Source organism: Cobetia sp. 2AS, from assembly GCF_029846355.1.
GTDB classification, from domain to species: Bacteria; Pseudomonadota; Gammaproteobacteria; order Pseudomonadales; family Halomonadaceae; genus Cobetia; species Cobetia amphilecti.
In genome coordinates this window covers 966,887-991,770 of sequence record NZ_JARWKQ010000002.1, presented here as the reverse complement: position 1 = coordinate 991,770, position 24,884 = coordinate 966,887, and the positions used below count along the sequence as shown (strand labels likewise).

17 protein-coding genes and 4 tRNA genes are annotated in these 24,884 nt (G+C 62.0%); 15 read left to right on the top strand and 6 right to left on the bottom strand.

From position 1 onward, the window contains the following. Nucleotides 1-7: 7 nt before the first annotated feature. A complete protein-coding gene (gene rraA, locus QD356_RS09355) occupies nt 8-508 on the bottom strand; it encodes a ribonuclease E activity regulator RraA (RefSeq protein ID WP_043331314.1) in 501 nt (166 codons plus the stop codon). A gap of 333 nt (nt 509-841) precedes the next feature. Here rraA and QD356_RS09350 point away from each other — a divergent pair, with 333 nt between their 5' ends. Next, nucleotides 842-1,462 carry a porin family protein gene (locus QD356_RS09350; RefSeq protein WP_107336268.1) on the top strand — a complete coding sequence of 207 codons (621 nt, stop codon included), beginning with the start codon at nt 842-844 and terminating at the stop codon, nt 1,460-1,462. Nucleotides 1,463-1,621: 159 nt separating this feature from the next. Here QD356_RS09350 and acnB read toward each other — a convergent pair whose 3' ends face one another. Beyond that, nucleotides 1,622-4,225: a bifunctional aconitate hydratase 2/2-methylisocitrate dehydratase gene (gene acnB, locus QD356_RS09345; RefSeq protein WP_192837837.1), complete on the bottom strand. Its 2,604-nt coding sequence runs from the start codon at nt 4,223-4,225 to the stop codon at nt 1,622-1,624. Nucleotides 4,226-4,645: 420 nt separating this feature from the next. Between acnB and QD356_RS09340 the strand changes: the two genes are divergently transcribed. The 3 genes from QD356_RS09340 to QD356_RS09330 all read left to right on the top strand — a co-directional run bounded on the left by QD356_RS09340 (nt 4,646) and on the right by QD356_RS09330 (nt 9,962). Beyond that, nucleotides 4,646-5,140, top strand: a complete 495-nt coding sequence (locus QD356_RS09340; RefSeq protein WP_192837576.1) for a DUF1289 domain-containing protein — start codon at nt 4,646-4,648, stop codon at nt 5,138-5,140. Nucleotides 5,141-5,147: 7 nt separating this feature from the next. Continuing rightward, entirely contained in the window at nt 5,148-5,969 is an 822-nt protein-coding gene (locus QD356_RS09335; protein WP_279877609.1) for a tRNA-(ms[2]io[6]A)-hydroxylase, read from the top strand. A gap of 78 nt (nt 5,970-6,047) precedes the next feature. Next, complete coding sequence (locus tag QD356_RS09330; protein WP_043331312.1) at nt 6,048-9,962, top strand: AAA family ATPase; 3,915 nt, start codon at nt 6,048-6,050, stop codon at nt 9,960-9,962. A gap of 101 nt (nt 9,963-10,063) precedes the next feature. Here QD356_RS09330 and QD356_RS09325 read toward each other — a convergent pair whose 3' ends face one another. Then, nucleotides 10,064-10,837: a UDP-2,3-diacylglucosamine diphosphatase gene (locus QD356_RS09325; RefSeq protein WP_054555497.1), complete on the bottom strand. Its 774-nt coding sequence runs from the start codon at nt 10,835-10,837 to the stop codon at nt 10,064-10,066. A 152-nt stretch (nt 10,838-10,989) separates the two neighbouring features. Next, on the bottom strand, nt 10,990-11,484 hold the full coding sequence (locus QD356_RS09320; protein ID WP_043331309.1) for a peptidylprolyl isomerase: 495 nt from the start codon (nt 11,482-11,484) through the stop codon (nt 10,990-10,992). A 238-nt stretch (nt 11,485-11,722) separates the two neighbouring features. Here QD356_RS09320 and QD356_RS09315 point away from each other — a divergent pair, with 238 nt between their 5' ends. Both QD356_RS09315 and cysS read left to right on the top strand, forming a co-directional pair. Then, entirely contained in the window at nt 11,723-13,402 is a 1,680-nt protein-coding gene (locus QD356_RS09315) for a glutamine--tRNA ligase/YqeY domain fusion protein (RefSeq protein ID WP_043331306.1), read from the top strand. Nucleotides 13,403-13,604: 202 nt separating this feature from the next. After that, on the top strand, nt 13,605-14,987 hold the full coding sequence (gene cysS, locus QD356_RS09310) for a cysteine--tRNA ligase (RefSeq protein WP_192837838.1): 1,383 nt from the start codon (nt 13,605-13,607) through the stop codon (nt 14,985-14,987). 122 nt (nt 14,988-15,109) lie between these two features. Here cysS and mtnN read toward each other — a convergent pair whose 3' ends face one another. Together mtnN and folD are read right to left on the bottom strand one after the other, a co-directional pair. Continuing rightward, nucleotides 15,110-15,820: a 5'-methylthioadenosine/S-adenosylhomocysteine nucleosidase gene (gene mtnN, locus QD356_RS09305; protein WP_192837578.1), complete on the bottom strand. Its 711-nt coding sequence runs from the start codon at nt 15,818-15,820 to the stop codon at nt 15,110-15,112. A gap of 85 nt (nt 15,821-15,905) precedes the next feature. Continuing rightward, nucleotides 15,906-16,775, bottom strand: coding sequence for a bifunctional methylenetetrahydrofolate dehydrogenase/methenyltetrahydrofolate cyclohydrolase FolD (gene folD / locus QD356_RS09300; protein ID WP_054555494.1), 870 nt, complete (start codon nt 16,773-16,775; stop codon nt 15,906-15,908). 606 nt (nt 16,776-17,381) lie between these two features. On the opposite strand from folD, the gene QD356_RS09295 reads away from it, so the two are divergent. The 9 genes from QD356_RS09295 to QD356_RS09255 all read left to right on the top strand — a co-directional run bounded on the left by QD356_RS09295 (nt 17,382) and on the right by QD356_RS09255 (nt 24,808). Continuing rightward, nucleotides 17,382-17,458 (top strand) — tRNA-Pro (locus QD356_RS09295). A gap of 86 nt (nt 17,459-17,544) precedes the next feature. Beyond that, nucleotides 17,545-17,621 (top strand) — tRNA-Arg (locus QD356_RS09290). A gap of 93 nt (nt 17,622-17,714) precedes the next feature. Continuing rightward, nucleotides 17,715-17,789: transfer RNA gene (locus QD356_RS09285), tRNA-His, on the top strand. 68 nt (nt 17,790-17,857) lie between these two features. Next, nucleotides 17,858-17,932, top strand: a tRNA-His gene (locus tag QD356_RS09280). 315 nt (nt 17,933-18,247) lie between these two features. After that, complete coding sequence (tig, locus tag QD356_RS09275; protein ID WP_043331301.1) at nt 18,248-19,600, top strand: trigger factor; 1,353 nt, start codon at nt 18,248-18,250, stop codon at nt 19,598-19,600. Nucleotides 19,601-19,722: 122 nt separating this feature from the next. Continuing rightward, the gene (gene clpP / locus QD356_RS09270; RefSeq protein WP_043331300.1) at nt 19,723-20,343 is read left to right on the top strand and encodes an ATP-dependent Clp endopeptidase proteolytic subunit ClpP; all 621 of its coding nucleotides are present in this window, start codon (nt 19,723-19,725) and stop codon (nt 20,341-20,343) included. An 84-nt stretch (nt 20,344-20,427) separates the two neighbouring features. After that, on the top strand, nt 20,428-21,717 hold the full coding sequence (gene clpX / locus QD356_RS09265; RefSeq protein ID WP_043331299.1) for an ATP-dependent Clp protease ATP-binding subunit ClpX: 1,290 nt from the start codon (nt 20,428-20,430) through the stop codon (nt 21,715-21,717). Between the two features lie 232 nt (nt 21,718-21,949). Next, nucleotides 21,950-24,358, top strand: coding sequence for an endopeptidase La (gene lon / locus QD356_RS09260; RefSeq protein ID WP_043331298.1), 2,409 nt, complete (start codon nt 21,950-21,952; stop codon nt 24,356-24,358). Nucleotides 24,359-24,535: 177 nt separating this feature from the next. Next, nucleotides 24,536-24,808, top strand: coding sequence for an HU family DNA-binding protein (locus tag QD356_RS09255; protein WP_043331296.1), 273 nt, complete (start codon nt 24,536-24,538; stop codon nt 24,806-24,808). The last annotated feature ends 76 nt before the right edge of the window (nt 24,809-24,884 follow it).

Genomic DNA, 24,884 nt, shown 5'->3' with positions numbered 1-24,884 from the left:
CGGCGACTCAGGGCGTCGGCTGGGTACGGATCAGTGCTTCCTTGGCGGTGATGACGCCATTGTTGTCGGCGTAGAGATAGTCGCCCGGCACGATGGTGACGCCGGCGAAGGTGACCGGGATATCGCGCTGGCCTTCGCCGCGCTTGATGCTGGGGCGCGGGTAGCAGCCCAGTGCCTGCACGCCGAGGTTGGTGGCGTGGATCTCATCCACATCGCGGATGCAGCCATACATGATCACGCCGGCCCAGCCACTCTTGGCGGCCTGCTCGGCGAGCATGTCGCCCAGCATGGCGCAGCGCATCGAGCCACCGGCATCGACGACCAGGACGCGGCCTGCGCCGGGCTCCGCGACGGCTTCCTTGACCAGCGAGTTGTCCTCGAAGCACTTGATGGTCACGACTTCGCCGCCGAAGGACTCGACGCCGCCGTAGTTGATGAACAGTGGCTCGAGCACCTGCACGTCGGGGAACTCATCGCAGAGGTCGGGGGTGGAGATGGGGTGCGTCATGTCGGATTCCTTGTGCTGGGCGGCCGAGGCAGGCCGCTTGAGGGACGGAGCGCTTTGATTGCTGCAATGCCACAACCCCGAGAATGCCCGATACGCCAGGGCTTTGCATCTGTGCGAAGGGCTAAGCGGGCCTCGGGCACGCGCAAGCGGGGGGAGCGGGAAGGTCACGAGGACATGTTGCTGACTGGCGACGTCACAAGTAGTCAAAACGCCAATCTTGAAACACTGTTCTATATCTACCACGATGCTCCTGCAACCCATGACAGGCGCGGTCTTGTCGTCAGTACCTGGCCGGCAGCTGCCTGTGCCGCCCATTGGATCAAGGAGCAATACATGAGCAAGTCACGTCTTCTGGCCGCCCCGTTGGCTACCGTTTCCTTCGCCGCTCTCGCTCTGGCGCTCAGTGGTCATGCTCAGGCGGCTGGCAATGCCAGCGAAGGGCTCTACATCGGTGCCGGTACCGGCTTCTCCAGCCTTGAGAACGATGATTCCGATGAGGCCGGTGACTTCATCGAATCCGGCAGCGATGACTTCGATGTGGATGATGACGACAACGTCTACAAGGCCTTCGTGGGCTATCAGTACAACCCGTACTTCGCCACTGAGGCCTTCTACACCGACCTGGGGACTGTCCAGCTCAAGGGCAATGACTTCAGCAATACCGATCTCGAGTCCAAGGCCTACGGTGTCAACGTGGTGGGTATCCTGCCCATCGGTCAGTACTTCTCGCTGTTCGCCAAGGCGGGGATGGCCAAGTGGGAAACCGATGTCGATGGCAATCTGGGCAATTCCAGTGTCGATCTGAAGGACAACGACGGCTTTGATCCGGTCTATGGTGCCGGTGCACAGGTCAATCTGGACCCGTTCCTGATCCGTGCCGAGTACGAGCGCTATGACTTCGACAGCGATTATCAGGTGGATGCCTTCACCGCCTCGGTCGGCTACAAGTTCTGAGGCAGGGCGCTTGCACCCACCGAGCTTGTCGCAGGCATGAAAAAACGGGCCGTCCCTTGAGGGGCGGCCCGTTTCATTGTCTGGCATGACGCCAGTTGGCATGACGCCAATGCTGCTGTCAGAGGGGAGTCATGCAGTGGCGCATGACTCCCCGCCTGATCAGGCTTCCTGGGTGACCGGAATCACGTTGGAAGCGGCGTTCTGGAACTCTTCGATCTCATGGAAGTTCAGGTAGCGATAGATCTCGCCCGCCATGGCATCGAATTCGCCCATGTAGCCCTGATATTCCTCGACGGTCGGCAGACGACCGACCACGGCCGCGATGGCCGCAAGCTCGGCAGAGGCCAGGAAGACGTTGGCGCCGTCGCCCAGACGGTTCGGGAAGTTGCGCGTGGAGGTGGATACCACGGTGGACTTGGCAGCCACACGTGCCTGGTTACCCATGCACAGTGAGCAGCCCGGCATTTCCATGCGCGCGCCGGCACGGCCGTAGATGCCGTAGTAGCCTTCCTCGGTCAGCTGGTGCTGGTCCATCTTGGTCGGCGGTGCCAGCCACAGCTTGGTCTTCAGGCTACCGGCCGGCTGCTTCTCGAGCAGCTTGCCTGCGGCGCGGAAGTGACCGATGTTGGTCATGCACGAGCCGATGAAGACTTCGTCGATCTTCTGACCGGCGACGTCGGACAGCAGACGGGCATCGTCAGGGTCGTTCGGCGCGCACAGCACCGGCTGATCGATCTCGGCGAGGTCGATCTCGATGATCTCGGCGTATTCGGCGTCCTTGTCGGCACGCATCTGGCTCGGGTTGGCCAACCACTCTTCCATGCCCGCGATACGACGCTCGATGGTACGGGCATCGCCGTAACCGTTGGCGATCATCCACTTGAGCAGGGTGATGTTGGACTTCAGGTACTCGGTCACGCTCTCGTCGGACAGCGTGATGGTACAACCGGCGGCGGAACGCTCGGCAGAGGCGTCGGAGAGCTCGAATGCCTGTTCAGCCGTCAGATCTTCCAGACCTTCGATTTCCAGAATGCGGCCAGAGAAGGCGTTCTTCTTGTTGGCCTTGTCGACGGTCAGCAGGCCCTGCTTGATGGCGTACAGCGGGATGGCGTGGACCAGGTCACGCAGGGTGATGCCCGGACGACGTTCGCCCTTGAAGCGCACCAGGATGGATTCCGGCATGTCCAGCGGCATCACGCCAGTGGCGGCGGCGAAGGCCACCAGGCCAGAACCCGCCGGGAAGGAGATGCCCATCGGGAAGCGGGTGTGGGAATCACCACCGGTGCCGACGGTGTCCGGCAGCAGCATGCGGTTCAGCCACGAGTGGATGATGCCGTCGCCCGGACGCAGGGAGACGCCGCCGCGGTTCATGATGAAGTCGGGCAGGGTGTGGTGAGTCTCGACATCGACCGGCTTCGGGTAGGCAGCGGTGTGGCAGAAGGACTGCATCACCAGGTCGGCCTGGAAGCCCAGACATGCCAGATCCTTCAGCTCGTCGCGGGTCATCGGGCCAGTGGTGTCCTGGGAGCCGACGGTGGTCATCTTCGGCTCGCAGTACATGCCCGGACGCACGCCTTCCAGGTTGCAGGCCTTGCCGACCATCTTCTGTGCGAGGGTGAAGCCCTTGCCGGTGTCCTTCGGCTGTTCCGGCAGGCGGAAGACGTCAGACGCCTCCAGACCCAACTCGGTACGCGCCTTGTCGGTCAGACCGCGACCGATGATCAGCGGGATACGGCCGCCAGCACGCACTTCGTCCAGCAGGACCTGAGTCTTGAGGGAGAAGGTGGAGATGACTTCGTCGGTGTCGTGACGGCAGACCTTGCCTTCGTACGGGTAGATGTCGATGACATCGCCCATGGTCATCTTCTCGACGTCCATCTCGATGGGCAGGGCGCCGGCATCTTCCATGGTGTTGAAGAAGATCGGTGCGATCTTGTTGCCGATGCAGAAACCGCCGGCGCGCTTGTTGGGCACGAACGGGATGTCGTCGCCGAAGAACCACAGCACGGAGTTGGTGGCGGACTTGCGTGAGGAACCGGTACCGACCACGTCACCGACGTAGGCGACCGGGAAGCCCTTGGCCTTCACTTCCTCGATCTGGGCCAGCGGGCCGACGACGCCATCTTCCTGCGGGTTGATGCCTTCACGCGGGTTCTTGAGCATCGCGTTGGCGTGCAGCGGGATGTCCGGACGTGACCAGGCGTCAGGCGCCGGAGACAGGTCATCGGTGTTGGTCTCGCCCGGCACCTTGAAGACGGCCAGTGAGATCTTCTCGGCCAGTGCCGGCTTGGACAGGAACCATTCGGCGTCGGCCCAGGATTGCAGCACGGCCTGGGCGACGGCGTTGCCGGCCTTGGCGCGGTCAGCGACATCGTGGAAGGCGTCGAACATCAGCAGGGTGTGCTTGAGCTGTTCGCCGGCTTCCTTGGCCAGGCTTTCGTCGTCCAGCAGCTCGACCAGCGTGGCGATGTTGTAGCCGCCCTGCATGGTGCCGAGCAGCTTGACGGCATGTGTCTTGTCGATCAGCGGAGAAGCGGCTTCGCCACGTACGATGGCGGTCAGGAAGCCAGCCTTGACGTAAGCGGCTTCATCAACGCCCGGGGGAATGCGATTGGTGAACAGATCGAGGATGAACTCTTCTTCACCGGCCTGCGGATTCTTGAGCAGTTCGACCAGCTCGGCGGTCTGCTCGGCAGTCAGCGGCTTTGCCGGGATGCCCTGCTGGGCGCGTTCTTCAACCTGTTGACGGTAGGCTTCAAGCACGTGGGAGACCCTCATCTGTAATCGTGTCGAAATGCGCGGGCCAGTCGTCTTGAAGACGCAGGGCGGGGCACCTCGAGGCTTCTTGCGGGTAATTCAAGCGTCTTATTGCGAGCGAATCAGGCGCTACGGGGCGAATGCGAGTCTACTCAACTTTGTCGACAATGTTAAGGAGCGCCCAGTGGCGGGGGCTGAGACTTTGGTCGCCTATTACGGCATAACATTCTGATATTTCATCTGATTGTCAGGAAATCACGCTGAGCAAACACTATGCGGCAACCCTGATGACGCGCTGATGACGCCCAGCGCGGTGCTGACGAGAGGCCCTTTGGGCACCGACGGCGCGATGCTGTCGGCTCTCAGGTACGCACGGTATGATGGGGGTTACCCCGAATCACACTTTCCGCCTCCCCCGAGGGCCACATGAGCCGTATTCTTTCTCCTTGCGTAGGTGTCTGCTCCACTACGGTCGGCGATAGCGTCTGTCGCGGCTGCCAGCGTCATGATCATGAGATCCTGGCCTGGTTCGGCTATGACAGTGACCAACGTGCCCAGCGCATGCTGGCACTGGACGAGCTGCGCAGCCAGGTCGCCGCCCGCTGGCTGCGCGTCGCCGATGACGCCATGCTGGCCGAGCAGCTGACCCGCCATCGCATCCGTTTCCGTGCCGATCAGTCGGCGCTGTCACGCGCCGTTGAGCTGCTGCGCGTCGGGCGCACCCGCATCAAGGACCTGTCGGCATATGGCATCGCACCACTGGCCCATGCGCGAGAACTTGAGCCCGAACAGCTTTTTGCCCATATAAACGATGAAATCATGGTGGAAGCGGCAAAGCGTGCCGATAATGATATGAACTCCGTCGTTGAGGTGTCTCCTGTCAGTCAGCAGCAGACGCAAGCGAGCGAGACAAAAGACTGACGTGACAATGAATTCAATGACCGACGTGACCGAGCGCAATGTGATTGCGCCTGAGCAGAGCAAGCAGCATGATGATGTTCATGCTGGCCAGTATGGCGAGAGTGAGGCTGGGACGCGCGTGATCGCAGCGTCACAGGGGCCAAGCGATGAAGATACCGATGCCTTGCTGCCGGCCTCGCTGCTGGCCTTTCTGCCCTGCAGGACGCCCCTGAGCTGGGTCGAGGCGGCGCTTGAGAATCCGGAGCTGTTGCTGATCGACCATGCGCAGTGCGAGAAGAAAGCCGCCTCCACCGCCATGAGCCTGATGTACCGCTACGTGAACCGGCCACTGCTGTTGACCAAGATGTCACAGCTGGCGCGCGAAGAGCTGCTGCACTTCGAGCAGGTGGTCGGGCTGATGGAGAAGCGGGGCATCGTCTATCGGCATATCAAGGCCTCGCGCTATGCCGAAGCCCTGCGCCAGCAGGTCAGGGACGAAGACCCGCAACGCCTGGTGGACATCCTGCTGATCGGCGCCCTGATAGAGGCAAGGTCGTGTGAGCGCTTCGCGCGCCTCATCCCGTATCTGGAACCAGAGCTTGCAAAGTTCTATCGCACTTTGGTTAAGTCAGAAGGACGTCACTATGAGGATTACCTCATGTTGGCGGAGCAATACACCAATGAACCACTGGAACCCCGTCTCGCGGTGCTACGTGAAGTGGAACGAGAGCTGATCGAAACCCCCGATGCTGTCTTCCGCTTCCACAGTGGTCAGCCGAGCGCACGACGGGCAGCGCGCGCCTCGGCCAGGGTGGGTCGGGACGCGATGGATCAAGGCACGAGAGACTAAGGCAAGGATCAAGGACAGGGGATCACCGGCGCCGTGGCAGGGCTGGCGTTTCGTTCGCGACTTTGAAATGGATGACACATGACGCAGGAAACATCTGGTCAAGCTCAACTGGCACTGCTGGGACATTTCCAGCTGACGTTGGGTGATGACACGCTGACTCAGTTCAGCTACGACAAGGTCAAGGCGCTACTTCTGCATCTGCTGCTGCATGATCAGGCCGTCTCCCGTGCCGGGTTGGCGGAGTTGCTATGGCCGGATCAGGGTCTGTCCTCCGGACGGACCAACCTTCGCCACGCCTTGCACTGTCTGCGTCAGAGTCTCGGCGAAGAGGCTGACAACCTGTTGACGGTGTCGCGCCAGACCATCGCGCTCTCGCTGCCGGAGCACTGGGAGCTTGATCTCGACGAGCTCAACGGCCTGCTGCTGGCACCGCCCTCCGTCGCCACCCTGGGGGAGATTCTCACCCTGTATCGTGGCGACCTGGTCGAGGAGCTTTCCTTGACCCAGTGCCCTGACTTCCAGCGCTGGATGATCAAGGTGCGTGGCGAGTGGCGTCAGCGCGTCATCCAGTTCGCCGAGCGGGTGCTGGCCACGGACGAGCCGCTGCCCGATGACGTGCTGCGTACGCTGGTCAGCCGCTTCTCCGGTTACGGCCCCTTCCATGAGCGTCTCGTGCGTCAGCTGGCCGAAGGCGGCCAGTCGGCCGCGGCCCATGAGCAGTTCAATGCCTTCCTGCAGCAGCTGGCGCTCTCCGGTCAGCAGCCGGACCCCGGCTTCCTGCAGCTGGCGCGCTACTGGTCCGATGGCAAGAGCGAGACCATGAGTGCCATGACGCCGCAGGGCGCCATCTCACGGACCCTGTCGCTGGACAGCGCACCGCTGCGCGAAGAGGAAATCGATCACCGTCAGCTGTCGGTCATGGCCATTCGCCTGAGCGTCAAGGACAGTCATCGTGACCGCGTCTGGGCGCGTGCCTGCCTGACGCTGCAGATCGAGTTGTTGCGCTGGCTGGAGCAGCAGTGTCATCACCTGGGTGGCTTCTGGCTGCCGGGCGCCACGGGTGGCGTGGGCCTGGCATGCTTCGGTACCCACGGCCCGGCGCATCAGCTCGCCGAGCTGGTCGCGCTCTATGAGCACTGCAGCAAGGCGATCCCCGATGAGATCGCCAAGCTGTGGGACGGCGAAGGCAAGCCGCCGGCCTTCTCGCTGTCGGCGGGCCTGCACTCCGGTCAGGTCATCTACCTGCCGGAGCGCCAGCTGGCCGACCCGCTGGGTCAGGTCACGCAATATTCCCTCGAGTTGATGACCGCCGCCGAAGGCAGCGAGCTGGTGATCTCCCAGGAAGCCAGTCAGCACATGCCGCCGGCACTGGACCTGCAGCCCCGCTTGACCTCGCGCCTGTTGGCCGCTGACGGTCGCGTGCGTCTGCGTGCGCTGGTGCTGGGCAGCAGTGTCGCCACTCGCGAATCCTCGCTGCCGACCTTGATCGGTCGCGAGGGCGAGCTGCGTCGCCTGCGTGATGCGCTGGCCCGCGCCAGCATCGGCCTGCGCCAGAGCGTGCTGGTCAGTGGCAACTCCGGCATGGGCAAGTCGGCCTTGATGGTCAATTTCCGTCAGCTGGAGCAGAGCCAGGATGTCGGACTGTGCTGGATGCCGACCACGCGTCTCTCGCAGCTTGAGCCCTACAGTGTCGTGACGGCGCTGATTCGCTGGCGTCTGGACGGCAATATCGATCGCGAAAGCGTCGAGCAGCTGTTCGAGTCTTCCGAGGCGTTGCAGGGCATCAGCGAGGAAGTGCGTCGCTCCTTCCATGCGGTGCTCGGCACGGCGGAAGATACTGCCGAAGACGAAGTGCTGATCCAGTCCAGCGAGACGGTCGAACGCGTCGTGCGCGTGCTTCACCTGGTGATCGAGAAGTCAGCCAGCCTGCGCCCGCTGGTGATGATGATCGATGACCTGCAGTGGCTCGACGAGCCGTCGCTCAAGGTGCTGGCTGGCCTGCAGGCGCGTCTGCCGATCAACATCGGCTTCATGCTGGCCGCGAGCCACAACGGTCGCGACAGCCTGGCGGTCAAGCTCAACTGGGACCAGCACATCGCGTTGGGTCGCCTCGATCCGATGCAGGTCTCGCGCCTGCTGTCGCACCTGTCACGTCGCTATCGCCTGCACCTGAGTCCACGCATGCGCAGCCAGCTCATCGAGCGCTGCGATGGCGTGCCGCTCTACCTGCAGGAAATCTGCCGTCGTCTCGACATGGACCGCCGCGAAGGGCGTCCGGTGCAGCTCGACGAATTGCCCAAGGGCCTGATCGGCCTGCTCTCCAGTCGTATCGATCAGCTGGAAGAAGGGCGCGATGTCGCCCACGCCGCCGCGGTATTGGGGCGTGTCTTCAAGCTGAGCTTCGTGCGCCAGAGCTGTGAATTCGAGGAGGGCCGCCTCAAGCGCGCCATCGAGAACATGCAGCGTCTGGAGATCATCGAGGCCTGCAGCAGCGACAGTGAATTCGACTACCAGTTTACCCATCAGCTGATCCAGGAAGCGGCCTACCTGTCGTGTCCGCGGGATGTGCGGCGCCGGATTCACCATCAGGTGGTCGCGCTGATCGAGGACAAGTATCCCGCCTGGATCAGTCGTCACCCCGGCTACTTCGCCGTTCACCTGCGCAAGTCGCAGAACTTCAGCCGTGCCGCGCGTTACTTCGAGCTCTCGGCGCGCGAGGCGCTCAAGATCAGCGCCAACCGCACCGCGCTCAAGATGGCGGACAACGGCCTGGCCTGCCTCAAGCATGTCGATGGTCAGGAGGAGCGCGAAGTCAGCCTGCTGACGGTACGTGGCCAGTCCGGCTTCGCGCTGGAAGGCCATGGCTCACGCATCGCCCACGAGAGCTTCGTGCAGGCGCGCAACCTGCTCAGCAGCCCTGCGCTGGTCGAGGACGACGAGCCGGACCTCGAGCAGGCCTTCATCGTCAAATGGGGCCTGTGGGTCGGTTGCAGCGAGCGTCATGCCCACGCCGATGCCTTCGCGCTGGCCTCGGGCCTCAGCGAGCTGGCGGAAGAGCTTTCCGATGATCGCTATCGTCGCCTGGCCGATTATGCGCGTGCCCACTGCGAGTTCTGGGCCGGCCGCGTGCGTGTGGCGGGCGAGCACCTGGATGAGATCGATCCGGTCAACCATCCGATGGTGCTCGAATGGCTGCCGTTCAGCGATCACCCGCAGGTGGCGGCCTCCTGTCTGCAGAGCTGGACATCGTGCCTGCGCTGCGACTACGTGAAGGCCGAGCAGCAGGCCGAGGCGGCGATTCGCATGGCCGAGCAGATCGGTCAGCCCGGTTCGCTGGCGATGGCGTTGATGTTCTCCACCTCCCTGTATCGCCAGCTGGGCCACACCCATCTGGCGACCCAGCGCGCCGAGCGGGCCCTGGAAGTGACGCGTTCAGCGGACCTTCACCTGTGGCACATGGCAGCGCATGGTGTGCTGGGCTGGGCGCGGGCGATGAATGGCGACCGCGATGGCCTGTCCATGCTGCAGTCGAGCATGAACGAGTTCGCGGAGCTGACCGGACGCGAGCGTCATCAGCGCCCCAACCTGTGGTACATGGACGCCGTGATGGCGCTGGGCGAGCACGCTGCCGCTGAGGAATACATGGAGAAAGTGCTGCTGGTCGCCCAGGAGCGCAATTCCTTCTACCTGTCAGAAGTCAGCTATCTGGTCGCGAGCCTGCGCAGTGCTCAGGGGCTGCCGCTGGAGAAGGTACGCTCCCTGATCGAGCAGGGGCTGTCCTACTCCATCGAGCAGGAAAACACTCACCATGAAGCCATGGGGCTTGCCACCTGGCTGCGTCTGGTCGATGCCCATGATGCCGAGCGGTGTCAGCGTCTGAAGGTGTTGCTGGAAGAGCTTCCGAGCGCCGATGCCCCCGCGGTACTGGGCTGGCATCAGCTGGTGGAGATCGCCGAGGGGCGTGCGCGCCGCAAGGCATCGTCACCGGCCTGAGCGAAGCGTCTGGCGCAGCGAAGCGCCTGATACTGTGAGAGCGTAAGAAAAAAGCCCCGCTGCCGTGATCGGCAGCGGGGCTTTTTGGTGTGTGCAAGCGATCAGCCGTGGGTGATCGCATCGACCAGCGGCAGCGCAAATTCACGCAGCTCCGGCCCCTGGCCACGGGCGATGATGTCGAAGGCCTGAGTCGGGCGCCAGTCGCCGAGCACGATGCGGCGTGCCGGCTCGCCATCGATCTCGAGTTCATGCACCGCCGGGCGATGCGTATGGCCATGGATCAGCGTGCGCACGTCGTGCTCACGCATCTCGCGCACCACTTCCTCGGGCGTGACGTCCATGATCGCCTCGTCCTTCTCGCTGTTGGTCTCGCCGGACTGCATGCGCAGTGACTGGGCCAGCGCCAGACGCTGCTCCAGCGGCATGGCCAGAATCTGCGCCTGCCACTGAGGGTCGCGGGTCATGGCGCGGAACTTCATGTAGGCCTCGTCGCGGGTGCACATGCTGTCGCCGTGCATCAGCAGCACGCGCTCGCCGTCCAGCTCGATCACGCTCGGGTCGGGCAGCAGCGTCACGCCGGCCTCGGCCGCGAAGGTCTCGCCGACCAGGAAGTCGCGATTGCCGTGCATGAAGAAGATCGCGGTGCCGCGCTCGGCGATGCGCTTGAGCGCAGCGCTCATGCTGTCGGTGAAGTCGTTGCGATAGTCATCGCCGACCCAGACCTCGAAGATGTCACCCAGCAGGAACAGACGCTCGACGGCAGGCTGGCAGGTAGCCAGACGTGCCAGATAGTCGAGGAAGCCCTGGGCGATCTCGGGCGTGTCGGGTTGCAGGTGCAGGTCGGAGATGAAGAGGGTGGTGGCAGTCGTGTTCATGGTCGGGGTCCGCGAAGGTGGGCGGTCAGCAGGGCATCGCAAGGGCGCACTGCCGTGGGAGTTCATAACGCAAACCGCCCAGCCTGGCACTCGCGATCACGAGGCAAGGCCGGGCGGCAGGCACGCCTTGCGGCGTGATCAGGCGAAATCGCTTATTCGGTGATTTCAGCGCTGGTGATGATCACGTCTTCTGCCGGCACGTCGGCGTGGCCGTCGCGACGGGTGGTCTTGACCGCTTCGATCTTCTCGACCACGTCCATGCCTTCGACGACCTTGCCGAACACGCAGTAACCCCAGCCCTGGCTGGTCTTGCTGGTGAAGTTCAGGAAGTCGTTGTCATTGACGTTGATGAAGAACTGGGCGCTGGCGGAGTGCGGGTCCATGGTGCGAGCCATGGCCACGGTGCCGCGGTCGTTCTTGAGGCCGTTGTCGGCTTCGTTCTCGATCACGCCATTGGTCGGCTTCTGGTTGAAGTCGGTGTCAAAGCCACCGCCCTGAACCATGAAACCCGGAATGACGCGGTGGAAAAGGACATTGCTGTAGTGGCCTTCACGCACGTACTGCTCGAAGTTGGCCGCGGTCTTCGGGGCCTTCTCGTGGTTGAGTTCGAGGGTGATATCGCCGTAGTTGGTGTGAAGAACGATCATTCGGGCTTCCCGGTCATCTGTCTTGCTCAAGTGTCAGGCAGGCGCGGCTTCATGGCATCGCCTGCGGGCGTCGCGCTATAATAGCGGCTTTGCATCCAGACACGAAAGCCTGAGCGGGCGGCAGGCGCGTGGATGCAGCCCCGATCATCCGTCTTGTTGTCCTTGCGCACGTTCGTTCAACCACATGACGACCCGCAATACGACGCCCAGGAACCACACAGAGGTGCAGCGAAACTTCATGAGTACCGAGACCCAGAGCGCCCCGAACTTCGTGCTTAACCAGATCCGCGAAGAACTCGAGGCCGGCCGTGCCGATAAGGTTGTCACGCGTTTCCCGCCGGAGCCCAATGGCTTCCTGCATATCGGGCACGCCAAGTCGATCTGTCTGAACTTCGGTCTGGCGCAGCAGCTCGGTGGCGATTGTCACCTGCGCTTCGATGACACCAACCCGGCCAAGGAAGAGCAGGCCTATATCGACGCCATCAAGGAAGACGTCGAATGGTTGGGCTTCGAGTGGGCCGGCAAGGTGCGCTTCGCTTCCGATTATTTCGACCAACTCTATGCCTGGGCCCAGCACCTGGTGCGCGAAGGCAAGGCCTATGTCGATGACCTGTCGCCGGACGAGATTCGTGAATATCGTGGCACGCTTAAGGAGCCGGGTCGCCCGAGCCCATACCGTGAGCGTAGCCCCGAGGAAAACCTCGACCTGCTCGAGCGCATGAAGAAGGGCGAATTCGGCGAGAGCGAGAAGGTGCTGCGTGCCCGCATCGACATGGCGGCGCCCAACATCAATCTGCGTGATCCGATCCTCTATCGTATCCGCCATGCCAGCCATCACCAGACCGGCGACAAGTGGAAGATCTACCCGTCCTACGATTTCACGCATGGTCAGTCTGATGCGCTGGAAGGCGTGACGCATTCCATCTGCACGCTGGAATTCGAGGACCATCGCCCGCTGTATGAGTGGTTCCTGGCCAACCTGCCGGTACCGGTCACGCCGCGTCAGATCGAGTTCGCGCGCCTGAATCTGGATTACACCGTCACTTCCAAGCGCAAGCTGAAGCTGCTGGTGGACGAAGGCGTCGTCGATGGCTGGGATGACCCGCGCATGCCGACCATCTCGGGCATGCGTCGTCGTGGCTACACGGCCGCTTCCATTCGCAAGTTCTGCGACATGATCGGCGTGAGCCGCGCGGATGGCGGCATGGTCGAGATTGGCATGCTGCACCACGCCATCCGTTCCGACCTGGAAGACAACGCGCTGCGGGCCATGTGCGTGCTCAATCCGCTCAAGGTGGTGTTGACCAACCTGCCGGAAGGTCATGAGGAAGTCTTCGAGGTGCCCGGCCATCCGGCACGTGACGACATGGGCACGCGCCAGATTCCGCTGACCCGTGAGCTGTGGATCGACGCCGATGACTTCATGGAAGATGCGCCGAAGAAGTTCTTCCGTCTCGCGCCCGAGAAGGAAGTGCGTCTGCGCAACGGTTACGTCATCCGCTGTGATGAAGTGATCAAGGATGAGGCCGGCGAGATCGTCGAGCTGCGTTGCAGTGTCGACCTCGATACCCTCGGCAAGAACCCGGAAGGCCGCAAGGTCAAGGGTGTCATCCACTGGGTCAGCGCCGAGCACGCGGTGCCGGTCGAGGTGCGTCAGTACGAGAACCTGTTCCTGGAAGCCGAGCCGGACCGTGACAAGGATGTCGACTTCCTTGAGCACCTCAATCCGAACTCGCTGAGCATCGTCAAGGGCTTCGGTGAGCCGAGCCTGCGCAATGCCGCGCCGGAAACGCGTTACCAGTTCGAGCGTATCGGCTACTTCGTCGCCGACCGCCATGACTGCGTCGATGGCGCGCTGGTCTTCAACCGTACCGTCAGCCTGAAGGACGGTTGGGCCAAGGCCCAGAAGAAGGGTTGATGGCAGCCAGGCCTCCTGCGGGAGGCCTGCTGGCACGACTTTTGACCCGCTTCACGGCCCGTAGGCTGATCCTGTACCTTCGATGACGAAGCTGCATGACCGGCCTGCGGGCCGCTCCATTTCGCAAGGCTGACAGCGCACTGTCAGCAAAGTAGCCAAGGGCGATGACTGAATGATTTCACTCGAAGATGCCGCGAGCACACTGTCCATCTACAGTACCCTGAGCCGGACCAAGGCACCCTTCGTGCCATTGGAAGGCAACAAGGTGCGCATGTACGTCTGTGGCGTGACGGTCTATGACCTCTGTCACATCGGCCATGCGCGTGTGATGGTGGCCTTCGACATCATCACGCGTTACCTGCGTGCGCGTGGCTATGACGTCACCTATGTGCGCAACATCACCGATATCGACGACAAGATCCTCAAGCGTGCCGACGAGAATGGCGAAGCCTTCGAGGCGCTGACCGAGCGCATGATCCAGGCGATGCACGAAGACGAGGGGCGTCTGGGGATCCTGCGTCCTGATCGCGAGCCACGGGCGACCGCGCACATCGGCGATATCATCGCGATGACCGAGACGCTGATCGACAAGGGCTTTGCCTACGCGGCCAGCAACGGTGATGTCTACTACCGTGTGCGTCGTTTCGAGGGCTACGGCAAGCTCAACAACCGTCAGCTCGATGACATGCAGTCCGGCGCGCGCGTGGAAGTGGAAGAGGCCAAGGAAGACCCGCTCGACTTCGTGCTGTGGAAGGCCGCCAAGCCGGGCGAGGCCAGCTGGCCGTCTCCCTGGGGCGCGGGCCGTCCGGGCTGGCATATCGAGTGCTCCGCGATGTCGACCTGCTGCCTGGGCAACACCTTCGATATCCACGGCGGCGGGCCGGACCTGACCTTCCCGCATCACGAGAACGAGATCGCCCAGTCCGAAGCCGCCACTGGCCAGCAGTATGCCAATGTGTGGATGCACGCCGGCGCGGTGCGTGTCGGGCAGGACAAGATGTCCAAGTCGCTGGGCAACTTCTTCACGATTCGTGATGTGCTGGAGCAGCACAACCCGGAGGTGGTGCGTTATCTGCTGGTAGCCAGCCACTACCGTAGTGCGATCAGTTACGAGGCCAACTCGCTGGATGAGGCGCGTCGCTCGCTGGAGCGCTTCTACAATGCGCTGGAGAACGTTACGCCCGAACAGGGCGAGGCGTCAGGCGACTGGCGGGCACGCTTCGTGGCTGCCATGGATGACGACTTCAATACGGCCGGTGCGCTGTCGGTGCTGTTCGAGTTGGCTCGCGAGCTGAACCGTGCCAAGAAGGAGGCACCGCAGCAGGCGCCGGCGCTGGCCTTCGAGCTGACCGCGCTGGGCGGCCTGCTGGGGCTGTTTGGCCAGGACCCGGCGGTCTTCCTCAAGGGCGATACTGCCACATTGGCGTTGTCGGAAGACGAGATCCAGGCGCAGATCGAGGCGCGTGCTGCCGCCAAGAAGGCCAAGGATTTCGCGGGTGCTGACCGTATTCGTGACGAGCTGGCCGCTCAGGGCATCATCCTCAAGGATTCCCGCGAGGGGACGACCTGGGTGCTGGAAGGCTGATGCGGTTGGCATGACGCATTGTCGCCGCGAAAATGTCACCGCGAAAAAAAAACCGCCGTCCCGAGAGGGGCGGCGGTTTTTTTTGGCCAGTCGGGCGGGGATCGCTCTCAGGCAGCGGCTGATCAGCTGGCGAGGCGCTTGACCATGGCCTCGACCATGCGCGAGGACTGACGTGCGGCGACGTGCAGGAATTCCTCGAAGGATTGGCTGTTGTTGTCCTTGCCGGCGATGTCAGACAGCGCGCGGATGACCACGAACGGCATCTCATAGACGAAGCAGGTCTGGGCGATGGCGGCGGCTTCCATCTCGGCGGCCAGCATGTCCGGGAAGCGCGAGCGAGTCAGCGCGACCAGCTCCGGGTCTGCCATGAAGATGTCGCCGGTGCAGATCAGGCCTTCACGTGCCTTGATCTCGCCCTGGGCTTCGACGCACTCACGCGCGACCTTCACCAGTGCCGGGTCTGACGGGTAGGCGGCCGGCATCTGCGGTACCTGACCGTATTCGTAGCCGAACACCACGGCATCGACGTCGTGGTGACGCACTTCGCTGGAGATGACCACATCGCCGATCTCCAGATCAGAGGCGAAGCCCCCGGCGGAGCCGGTATTGATGATGGCGTCCGGCTGGTAGTGCTCGATCAGCTGGCAGGCGCCAACGGCGGCGTTGACCTTGCCGATGCCGGACTGCAGCAGCACGATCTTGAGGCCGTGCAGCTGGCCGACGTGGAAGGTGGAGCCGGCATGTTGAGTCGTGGTGCTGTCTTCCAGCAGCTCGGCGAGGATGGCGACTTCCTCGGCCATGGCGCCGATGATGCCAAGTGTCTTGAGGGGCATGGTGAAATCCTGAAGCAGGGCCTGCGGGGCATCCTGTCATGCGATGCCCCGCGGCCGGGGGAGGTGTCAGCGAGAGGGTGCGTGCTTACTTGCCGGCCAGCTGGGCATCGTGCAGCTCGGCGGCGAACAGGGTGTTCTCCAGCAGCGAGGCAACGGTCATCGGGCCGACGCCGCCCGGTACCGGCGTGATCCAGCCTGCGCGCTCCGCTGCCGGGGCGAACTCCACGTCACCGACCAGCGAGCCGTTGTCGAGGCGGTTGATGCCCACATCGATGACGATGGCGCCTTCCTTGATCCACTCACCCTTGACCAGGCCCGGCTTGCCGACGCCGACCACGACGAGGTCTGCCTGGCGGACCTTGCTCTCCAGGTCCTTGGTGAAGCGGTGGCAGACGGTGGTGGTGCAGCCGGCCAGCATCAGCTCCAGTGACATTGGGCGACCGACGATGTTGGAGGCGCCCACGATGGTGGCGTCCATGCCGCGCACCTGCAGGCCGCTCTCGGACAGCAGCGTCATGATGCCCTTGGGGGTACAGGGGCGCATTACCGGCAGGCGCTGCGCCAGACGACCGAGGTTGTAGGGGTGGAAGCCGTCCACGTCCTTGTCGGTTCGGATGCGCTCGAGAATCGGGCGTGAGTCGAGATGCGCCGGCAGCGGCAGCTGCACCAGGATGCCGTCGATGCTGGTGTCGTCATTCAGCTGGTCGACCAGGGCTTCCAGTTCCTGCTGAGTGGTGTCAGCGGACAGGCGGTGCTGGGTGGAGAGGATGCCAGCCTTCTCGCAGGCGAGGTGCTTGTTGCGGACATAGACCTCGGACGCCGCGTCTTCACCGACCAGCACGACGGCAAGCCCCGGAATACGTTCACCGGCATCACGACGCGCATCGACCTGACGACCTACCTGTTGGCGTACGCGTTCGGCAATGGCCTTGCCATCTATCAGTTGTGCTGACATCAGCGATCATTCCTTCTCGTGGGCGATAAATGCAGGAGGGACAACGATGGCCAATTTTCGCATGCCTTGCCCTCCAGTCAACGCCGAATGACGACCTTGGTCGAAAGCTGTCATGGCTGTCAGGTCTTTCGCAGGCGCCCGACAATGCAGAAGACGGCGCCAGGAGGCAGGCGAGAGTGGGGTCATGCCATGCGGTTGTCGCCTTGACGCTCCCTCTGTAGAGGCGCAAGCAGAGGTAGAAGCAAAGGGGGAGACAAAGGGTGAAGCAGAGGGCGGAGTAAGGAGAAGGGTGGGGTAGATGGGAGAGGGCGGATGGCAGAGAGGCAGAAGGCGTGAAGACGAGAGCCAGTCCACCGGCGGCGCTCAGCCGTCGCAAGTCATCACTGCGTCAGTGGCAGAAGCGATGAGAGGCATGGTGTCTTGTATCAGCAAGGAGAGATGTCGGGGGGCTGCAGGGATGAAAGCCCGCGACATGACATTGGCATGACAGCGCGAGGGGCAAACGATTCTTTTGGAAAGAATTCACGTAAGGGCTTGACCGCAGACGAAAGTTCGGTAGAATACGCCTCGCATCGACGGGGTTCGACGGTCGGTTGAAGACGGTTTCGGGATATAGCGCAGTCTGGTAGCGCGCCTGCTTTGGGAGCAGGATGTCGGGGGTTCGAATCCCTCTATCCCGACCACTTGAATACAACGTATCGCAAGGCTTCGGTCTTCTGAAACAGTATTCAGGGCTTTGTCCGGAGGTTGACTCGCAGCATTAGTTTCTGCGCCTATAGCTCAACCGGATAGAGCAACGGCCTTCTAAGCCGTAGGTTGCAGGTTCGAGTCCTGCTGGGCGTGCCATCGAGATGACGTTTGTCATCGAAGTGGATGTCGGAATGCTCTTCATTGAGCCTGATGACTGCGACCAGACGATGTGAAGATGTTCATGCAGTGGTGGGTGTAGCTCAGTGGTAGAGCCCCGGATTGTGACTCCGGTGGTCGTGGGTTCGAACCCCATCATCCACCCCATTGCATGTCAGCTTGAGCAGTATCAACGAGATGGAGACGGCAGGCTTTCTGTCCAACCTCCAGAAGTGGTGGGTGTAGCTCAGTGGTAGAGCCCCGGATTGTGACTCCGGTGGTCGTGGGTTCGAACCCCATCATCCACCCCACGTCTCGATGAATATCAGGATGCTGCCTGGCCCACTTGGGCGGGCGGCATGCCGCAAAAGGGGGAGAAGGCCAATGGCTTTCTCCTCCTTTTTTTTGGTTTTTTCGCACTGCTCCATGCATGACGATTCCGGGTTGCCGGGCGCTCCAAGTGCCTGTCTGGCGGGTAGGTGGAGCAGAAAATGGCCGGGGTCCTTGAATAACTTGGACCAAGGCACCATATGAAAGGGTCATATCCGCGCTTGCCAGCGCGTGGCGGGGTTTCTACAATCTTCGCCTTTATGATTCGAACGCCACCAGTGGGTAGAGGAACTTTCATGCAAGCTTCTGTCGCAACGACTTCTCCGATCGAGCGCACGGTCACCATCACGGTGCCGGCTTCTGAAGTCGACCAGGCCGTCAACGCCCGTCTTCTGGAAACCGCCAAGACCGTTCGTCTGAACGGCTTCCGCAAGGGCCACGTGCCGATGGCAGTGGTGCAACAGCGTTACGGCAAGGACGTGCGCAACGAAATCGTTGGCGAGATCATGCGCCAGCATTACGTGACCGCCGTCACCGAAAACGAACTGAACCCGGCTGGCTGGCCGAAGATCGACGCGACCGTCGATGAAGCCGGCAAGGATCTGGAGTTCGTCGCGACTCTGGAAATCTACCCGGAAATCGAACTGAAGCCGATCGAAGGCGCTGAAATCGAGCGTCCGCAGGCTGAAGTGACCGACGCCGACGTCGAAGAGATGATCGAGACCCTGCGCAAGCAGAACGCCTCCTGGACTGACGTCGAGCGCGCTGCCGCCGACGGCGACCAGGTCAAGATCGACTTTGAAGGCTTCCTCGGTGAAGAGGCCTTCGAAGGCGGCAAGGCAGAAGGCCACGAGCTGGTGCTGGGCTCCAACAGCTTCATCCCGGGCTTCGAAGAGCAGCTGGTCGGCGCTGCTGCCGGCGACGACAAGGAAATCAAGGTTTCCTTCCCGGCTGACTACCAGGCCGAGCACCTCGCCGGTCAGGAAGCGACCTTCAAGGTCAAGGTCCACGCCGTCAAGGCTCAGGAACTGCCGGAAGTGAACGAAGAGTTCATCGCCCAGTTCGGCCTGGAAGCTGCCGATGTCGAAAGCTTCAAGGTGGAAGTTAAGAAGAACATGCAGCGTGAGCTGAAGAACGCGATCGAGAATCGCGTCAAGCAGCAGGTGCTGGCCGAACTGACCAAGGCCAACGACATCCTCGTGCCGCAGGCTCTGGCCGACCAGGAAATCGACGGTCTGAAGCGTCAGGCTGCACAGCAGTTCGGTCTGGGCGAAGACTTCGACGTCTCCCAGCTGCCGGGCGAGCTGTTCCAGGACCAGGCGGTCCAGCGCGTCAAGACTGGCCTGCTGCTCAGCGAAGTCGTCAGCAGCAACGAGATGGACGTCAGCGACGAAGAGCTGAATGCTCGCGTTGAAGAAATGGCTCAGCAGTACCAGGACCCGGCTCAGGTCACCGAGTACTATGGTTCCAACGAACAGGCTCGCAACCAGCTCAAGTCCGTGCTGCTTGAAGAGAAGGCCGTTGACAAGCTGCTGGCACAGGCTCAGGTTAAGGACGTTGCCATGTCCTACCAGGAAGCCCTGCAGGCTGCACAGCAGCAGGAAGAAGCAGAAGAAGAGGCTGCTGAAGCCGAAGGCGAGCAAGCCTGAAGCTTGGTTGACCCCTAGTGCTTGCTAGACCAGGACCCGGCTACGGCCGGGTCTCTGGTCAGTGGGCGGGGTAAAGTGGCATGCTCAATGGATATCAATGTCATCGGATGAAGGAAGCCCCCATGAACGACTTCGACATCAAGAATGCTGGCGGTCTGGTTCCGATGGTTGTCGAGCAGAATGCTCGCGGCGAACGGGCCTATGACATCTATTCCCGCCTGCTGAAGGAGCGGGTGATCTTCCTTGTGGGTCCGGTTGAGGATTACATGGCCAATCTGGTCGTGGCTCAGCTGTTGTTCCTCGAGTCTGAAAACCCGGACAAGGACATCCATCTGTACATCAACTCGCCGGGCGGCTCCGTGACTGCAGGGATGGCGATCTACGACACCATGCAGTTCATCAAGCCCGACGTGTCCACCGTGTGCATCGGCCAGGCAGCCAGCATGGGTGCCTTGCTGCTGGCAGGCGGTGCCGCCGGCAAGCGCTACGCGCTGCCGAATTCCCGCGTCATGATCCACCAGCCGCTGGGCGGCTATCAGGGTCAGGCCACGGATATCGAGATTCACACCAAGGAAATCCTGACCATCCGTGAGAAGCTCAATCGCATTCTCGCGCACCACACTGGCCAGGACTTCGACACCATTGCCAATGATACTGACCGTGACAACTTCATGGCGGCCAATCAGGCAGTGGAGTACGGCCTGATCGATGCCGTGCTGGAACGCCGTCCCGACGTGGAGTGATCCGCGTAAACGGCTGACCTGACGTCGGCAAACATGCATTTCCGGCGGCTCCCCGGGGAGTCGCCGCCATTGAGAGGTACGCGAATGGCTGACGGCAAAGGCAAGGACGAGAACGGCAAACTGCTGTACTGCTCCTTCTGTGGCAAGAACCAGAATGAAGTGCGCAAGCTGATCGCGGGACCTTCCGTCTACATCTGCGACGAATGTGTCGATCTGTGCAATGACATCATTCGCGAAGAGGTCCTCGAAGCCGACGCCGAAGGTGATGATGATCGCCTGCCGGCGCCGCGTGAGATTCGTTCCACTCTCGACGATTACGTGATCGGCCAGGACCGCGCCAAGCGTGTGCTGTCCGTGGCGGTGTACAACCACTACAAGCGTCTGCGTGCCGGTCAGAAGGCCGCGGATGAAGTGGAACTGGGCAAGTCCAACATCCTGCTCATCGGCCCGACCGGTAGCGGCAAGACGCTGCTGGCCGAGACGCTGGCGCGCCTGTTGAACGTCCCGTTCACCATCGCGGATGCGACCACCCTGACCGAAGCGGGCTATGTCGGTGAGGACGTCGAGAACATCATCCAGAAGCTGCTGCAGAAATGCGATTACGATGTCGAGAAGGCCGAGCGTGGCATTGTCTACATCGATGAGATCGACAAGATCTCGCGCAAGTCCGACAACCCCTCCATCACGCGTGATGTCTCGGGTGAAGGCGTGCAGCAGGCACTGCTCAAGCTGATCGAGGGCACCACTGCCTCGGTGCCGCCGCAGGGCGGTCGCAAGCACCCTCAGCAGGAATTCCTGCAGGTGAATACCGGCAACATCCTGTTCATCGTCGGCGGTGCTTTCGCCGGGCTGGACAAGGTGATCCGCGAACGCGCCGAGAAGGGTGGCATCGGCTTCAATGCCGAGGTCAAGAGCAAGCAGGACGAGAAGACCGTGGGTCGCGTGCTGGCAGACGTCGAGCCGGGTGATCTGGTCAAGTTCGGTCTCATTCCCGAGTTCGTTGGCCGCCTGCCGGTCATCGCGACACTGACCGAGCTGGACGAAGACGCCCTGGTGCAGATTCTGACCGAGCCGAAGAACTCGCTGGTCAAGCAGTACTCGCGCCTGTTCGAGATGGAAGATGTCGAGCTGGACCTGCGCGAAGATGCGCTGCGTGCCGTGGCTCGCAAGGCCATCGAGCGTCGTACCGGCGCACGTGGTCTGCGCTCGATCCTCGAGTCCGTGCTGCTCGACACCATGTATGACATCCCGTCCGAGGAGAGTGTCAGCAAGGTGGTGGTGGATGAGTCGGTGATTGCCGGCGACAGCAAGCCGCTGCTGATCTACTCCAAGAACGAAGAGAGTCAGGGCAAGGTGGCCGGCAAGGACGGCTGAAACGTCTGGGCCTGAGTCGCACCAACGGGGGGCCGCAAGGCCCCCCGTTGCGTTTGCGCTCGCAAGCCATCCTTACTGTGATGCATTCGCGGGTCACGCACGGCTTCATTCAGCGTTGAGTTACCGCCAGGCGTGTCGGGATCATTGCAAAATCATGACCTTGCCCCCATGGTCTCAGTATCAAAGTGCCGTGTGAGGCGGCCCACCCACAGAATACCGAGGAACGTCTGCCATGGAGCAGAACGAAGATCAGACCCTGACACTTCCGCTGCTGCCGCTGCGGGATGTGGTGGTCTATCCCCAGATGGTGATTCCGCTGTTCGTCGGCCGGGAAAAGTCGATCCAGGCCCTCGAAGTGGCCATGGAAGGCGACAAGAAGATCCTGCTTGCGGCGCAGCGTGAAGCCAGCCAGGACGACCCGACGGCGGAAGACCTGTTCGCCATCGGCACCGTTGCCGACATCATGCAGCTGCTCAAACTCCCTGATGGCACCGTCAAGGTGCTGATCGAGGGCAGTTCGCGCGCCGATATCCAGGCGATTCGCCTGCACGACGACGGCCACAGCATCGCCGACGTCGCCCTGCGTGACAGCCAGCCGCTGTCCGAGCGGGAGCAGGAAACCCTGGTGCGCGTGCTGCTCAACCAGTTCGAGCAGTATGTGAAGCTCTCCAAGAAGGTGCCCAACGAAGTGCTGGGCAGCCTGCAGGGCATTGAAGACCCGAGCCGTCTGGTGGACACCATCAGCGCGCATCTGTCGCTGGGCATCAATGACAAGCAGGCGCTGCTCGAGATGGACAAGGTGCGTGACCGCATCGAGCACCTGATGACGCTGATCGAAGCGGAGATCGACCTGTTGCAGGTCGAGAAGCGCATTCGTACCCGCGTCAAGGAGCAGATGGAGAAGTCGCAGCGCGAGTACTACCTGAATGAGCAGATGAAGGCCATCCAGAAGGAAATGGGTGAGCTGGATGACGTGCCCAACGAGGTCGAGCAGTACGAGCGTCGCATCAAGGACGCCGGCATGCCGAAGGAGGCAGAGGAGAAGGCCACTCAGGAGCTCAACAAGCTCAAGATGATGGGGCCGACTTCCGCCGAGGCGACCGTGGTGCGCACCTACCTGGACTGGCTGTGCGACGTGCCGTGGAAGAAGCGCACGCGTGTGCGTCATGACATCGACCACGCCGCCAAGGTGCTGGACGAGGACCACTACGGTCTGGATGAGGTCAAGGAACGTATCCTCGAGTATCTCGCCGTGCAGAAGCGCGTCAAGAAGCTCAAGGGGCCGGTGCTGTGTCTGGTCGGTCCGCCGGGTGTCGGCAAGACCTCGCTGGGCAAGTCCATCGCACGTGCCACCAACCGTCAGTACACCCGTATGGCGCTGGGCGGCGTGCGCGATGAATCCGAGATCCGCGGTCACCGTCGCACCTATATCGGGGCACTGCCGGGCAAGATCATCCAGCGCATGGCCAAGACAGGCGTGAAGAATCCGCTGGTGCTGCTAGACGAGATCGACAAGCTGGGCATGGACCATCGCGGTGATCCGGCCTCGGCGTTGCTTGAGGTGCTTGACCCGGAGCAGAACGACAAGTTCGCCGATCACTACCTCGAGCTTGATTACGATCTGTCCGAGACCCTGTTCATCTGTACGTCCAACTCGATGAACATTCCGGGCCCGCTGCGCGACCGCATGGAAATCATCCGTCTGCCGGGTTACACCGAAGACGAGAAGCTGGCCATCGCGATGCGCTACCTGGCGCCCAAGCAGCTCAAGGCCAATGGCCTGAAGCCGGGCGAGCTGACCTTCAGCGAAGCCTCCGTGCTCGAGCTGATCCGTTACTACTCGCGTGAAGCCGGTGTGCGTGAACTTGAGCGCCAGCTCGCCAAGGTCTGCCGCAAGATCGTGCGTGAGCGTGTGGTCGCCGAGGCAAAGGAGGGTGCACTGTCTTCCATGCACCTTGAGGCCGAGCAGGTCGAGCGCTACGCGGGTGTCCGCAAGTACAGCTTCGGCCTTGCCGATGCCGAGGACCAGATCGGCCGTGTCACTGGCCTGGCCTGGACCTCCGTCGGCGGTGAGCTGCTGACCATCGAATCTGTCGTCACGCCGGGCAAGGGCCGTGTCAGCAAGACCGGGTCACTGGGCGACGTCATGAAGGAGTCGGTGAGTGCGGCCCACACCGTGGTGCGAGCGCGTGCCGAGGCCTTCGGTATCGAGGCTGAGCGCTTCGAGAAGGAAGACCTGCACATTCACGTGCCGGAAGGCGCCACGCCCAAGGACGGCCCCAGTGCGGGCGCTGCCATGGTCACCGCGATGGTATCCGCTTACTGTGGACGCCCCGTGCGCTGTGACGTGGCAATGACCGGTGAGGTCAACCTGCGCGGCGAAGTCATGCCGATCGGTGGCCTCAAGGAGAAATTGCTGGCGGCGCGACGCGGTGGTATAAAGCTTGTGCTGATTCCCGAGGAAAATCGCCGTGACCTCAAGGAGGTTCCGGACACCATCAAGGATGCACTCGATATTCGGCCGGTGCGCTGGATCGACGAAGTGCTTGAGGTGGCTCTAGCAGAAAAGTCTACTGCTGAGAAGGACGATTCTCGTTCAGACGATGCCAGTGGTCGTCAGACAATGATCAGTACACATTGACGGGATTTTTTTGGCCATGCCGCTGTCGAAACGGCGGCGTGGTGCGGTTTTGCGCGTGAGGTTGCTTGACAGTCGTTTGAGGGCGTTGCTATAAACTCCGCTTCGTCGCGATCGCGTTTAGCACCCGTAATTTTCGCGCTGATTTCTGGTAATTTTTGCAAATTCAAGGGGTGAAGAGTGAATAAATCCGAGCTGATCGAAGCCATTGCTGCATCTGCCGATATTCCGAAAGCAGCAGCTAGCCGTGCACTCGATGCGATGGTCGACACCGTCACTGATAGCCTGAAGAAGGGTGAGACCGTGGCACTGGTCGGGTTCGGCACCTTTATTGTCAAGGAACGTGCTGCACGTACTGGCCGTAACCCGCAGACTGGCGCTCCGATCGAGATCAGTGCTGCCAAGGTGCCGAGCTTCAAGGCTGGCAAGGCACTGAAAGACGCCGTCAACTGAGGTCTGCCTGCTTCGCAGGCACCCGGTGGCGCGGTACCGGTTCGGTAGTGGTCTGATGACTGCCGAACCGGCACCA

What these genes read in the sequence shown, in the direction of transcription:
- lon (WP_043331298.1), top strand. Translation starts at nt 21,950, where the DNA reads ATGGAGCAGAACGAAGATCAGACCCTGACACTTCCGCTGCTGCCGCTG.
- QD356_RS09330 (WP_043331312.1), top strand. Translation starts at nt 6,048, where the DNA reads ATGACGCAGGAAACATCTGGTCAAGCTCAACTGGCACTGCTGGGACAT.
- tig (WP_043331301.1), top strand. Translation starts at nt 18,248, where the DNA reads ATGCAAGCTTCTGTCGCAACGACTTCTCCGATCGAGCGCACGGTCACC.
- QD356_RS09315 (WP_043331306.1), top strand. Translation starts at nt 11,723, where the DNA reads ATGAGTACCGAGACCCAGAGCGCCCCGAACTTCGTGCTTAACCAGATC.
- mtnN (WP_192837578.1), bottom strand. Translation starts at nt 15,820, where the DNA reads ATGCCCCTCAAGACACTTGGCATCATCGGCGCCATGGCCGAGGAAGTC.
- rraA (WP_043331314.1), bottom strand. Translation starts at nt 508, where the DNA reads ATGACGCACCCCATCTCCACCCCCGACCTCTGCGATGAGTTCCCCGAC.
- QD356_RS09320 (WP_043331309.1), bottom strand. Translation starts at nt 11,484, where the DNA reads ATGATCGTTCTTCACACCAACTACGGCGATATCACCCTCGAACTCAAC.
- QD356_RS09325 (WP_054555497.1), bottom strand. Translation starts at nt 10,837, where the DNA reads ATGAACACGACTGCCACCACCCTCTTCATCTCCGACCTGCACCTGCAA.
- clpP (WP_043331300.1), top strand. Translation starts at nt 19,723, where the DNA reads ATGAACGACTTCGACATCAAGAATGCTGGCGGTCTGGTTCCGATGGTT.
- QD356_RS09340 (WP_192837576.1), top strand. Translation starts at nt 4,646, where the DNA reads ATGAGCCGTATTCTTTCTCCTTGCGTAGGTGTCTGCTCCACTACGGTC.
- QD356_RS09335 (WP_279877609.1), top strand. Translation starts at nt 5,148, where the DNA reads ATGAATTCAATGACCGACGTGACCGAGCGCAATGTGATTGCGCCTGAG.
- folD (WP_054555494.1), bottom strand. Translation starts at nt 16,775, where the DNA reads ATGTCAGCACAACTGATAGATGGCAAGGCCATTGCCGAACGCGTACGC.
- QD356_RS09350 (WP_107336268.1), top strand. Translation starts at nt 842, where the DNA reads ATGAGCAAGTCACGTCTTCTGGCCGCCCCGTTGGCTACCGTTTCCTTC.
- clpX (WP_043331299.1), top strand. Translation starts at nt 20,428, where the DNA reads ATGGCTGACGGCAAAGGCAAGGACGAGAACGGCAAACTGCTGTACTGC.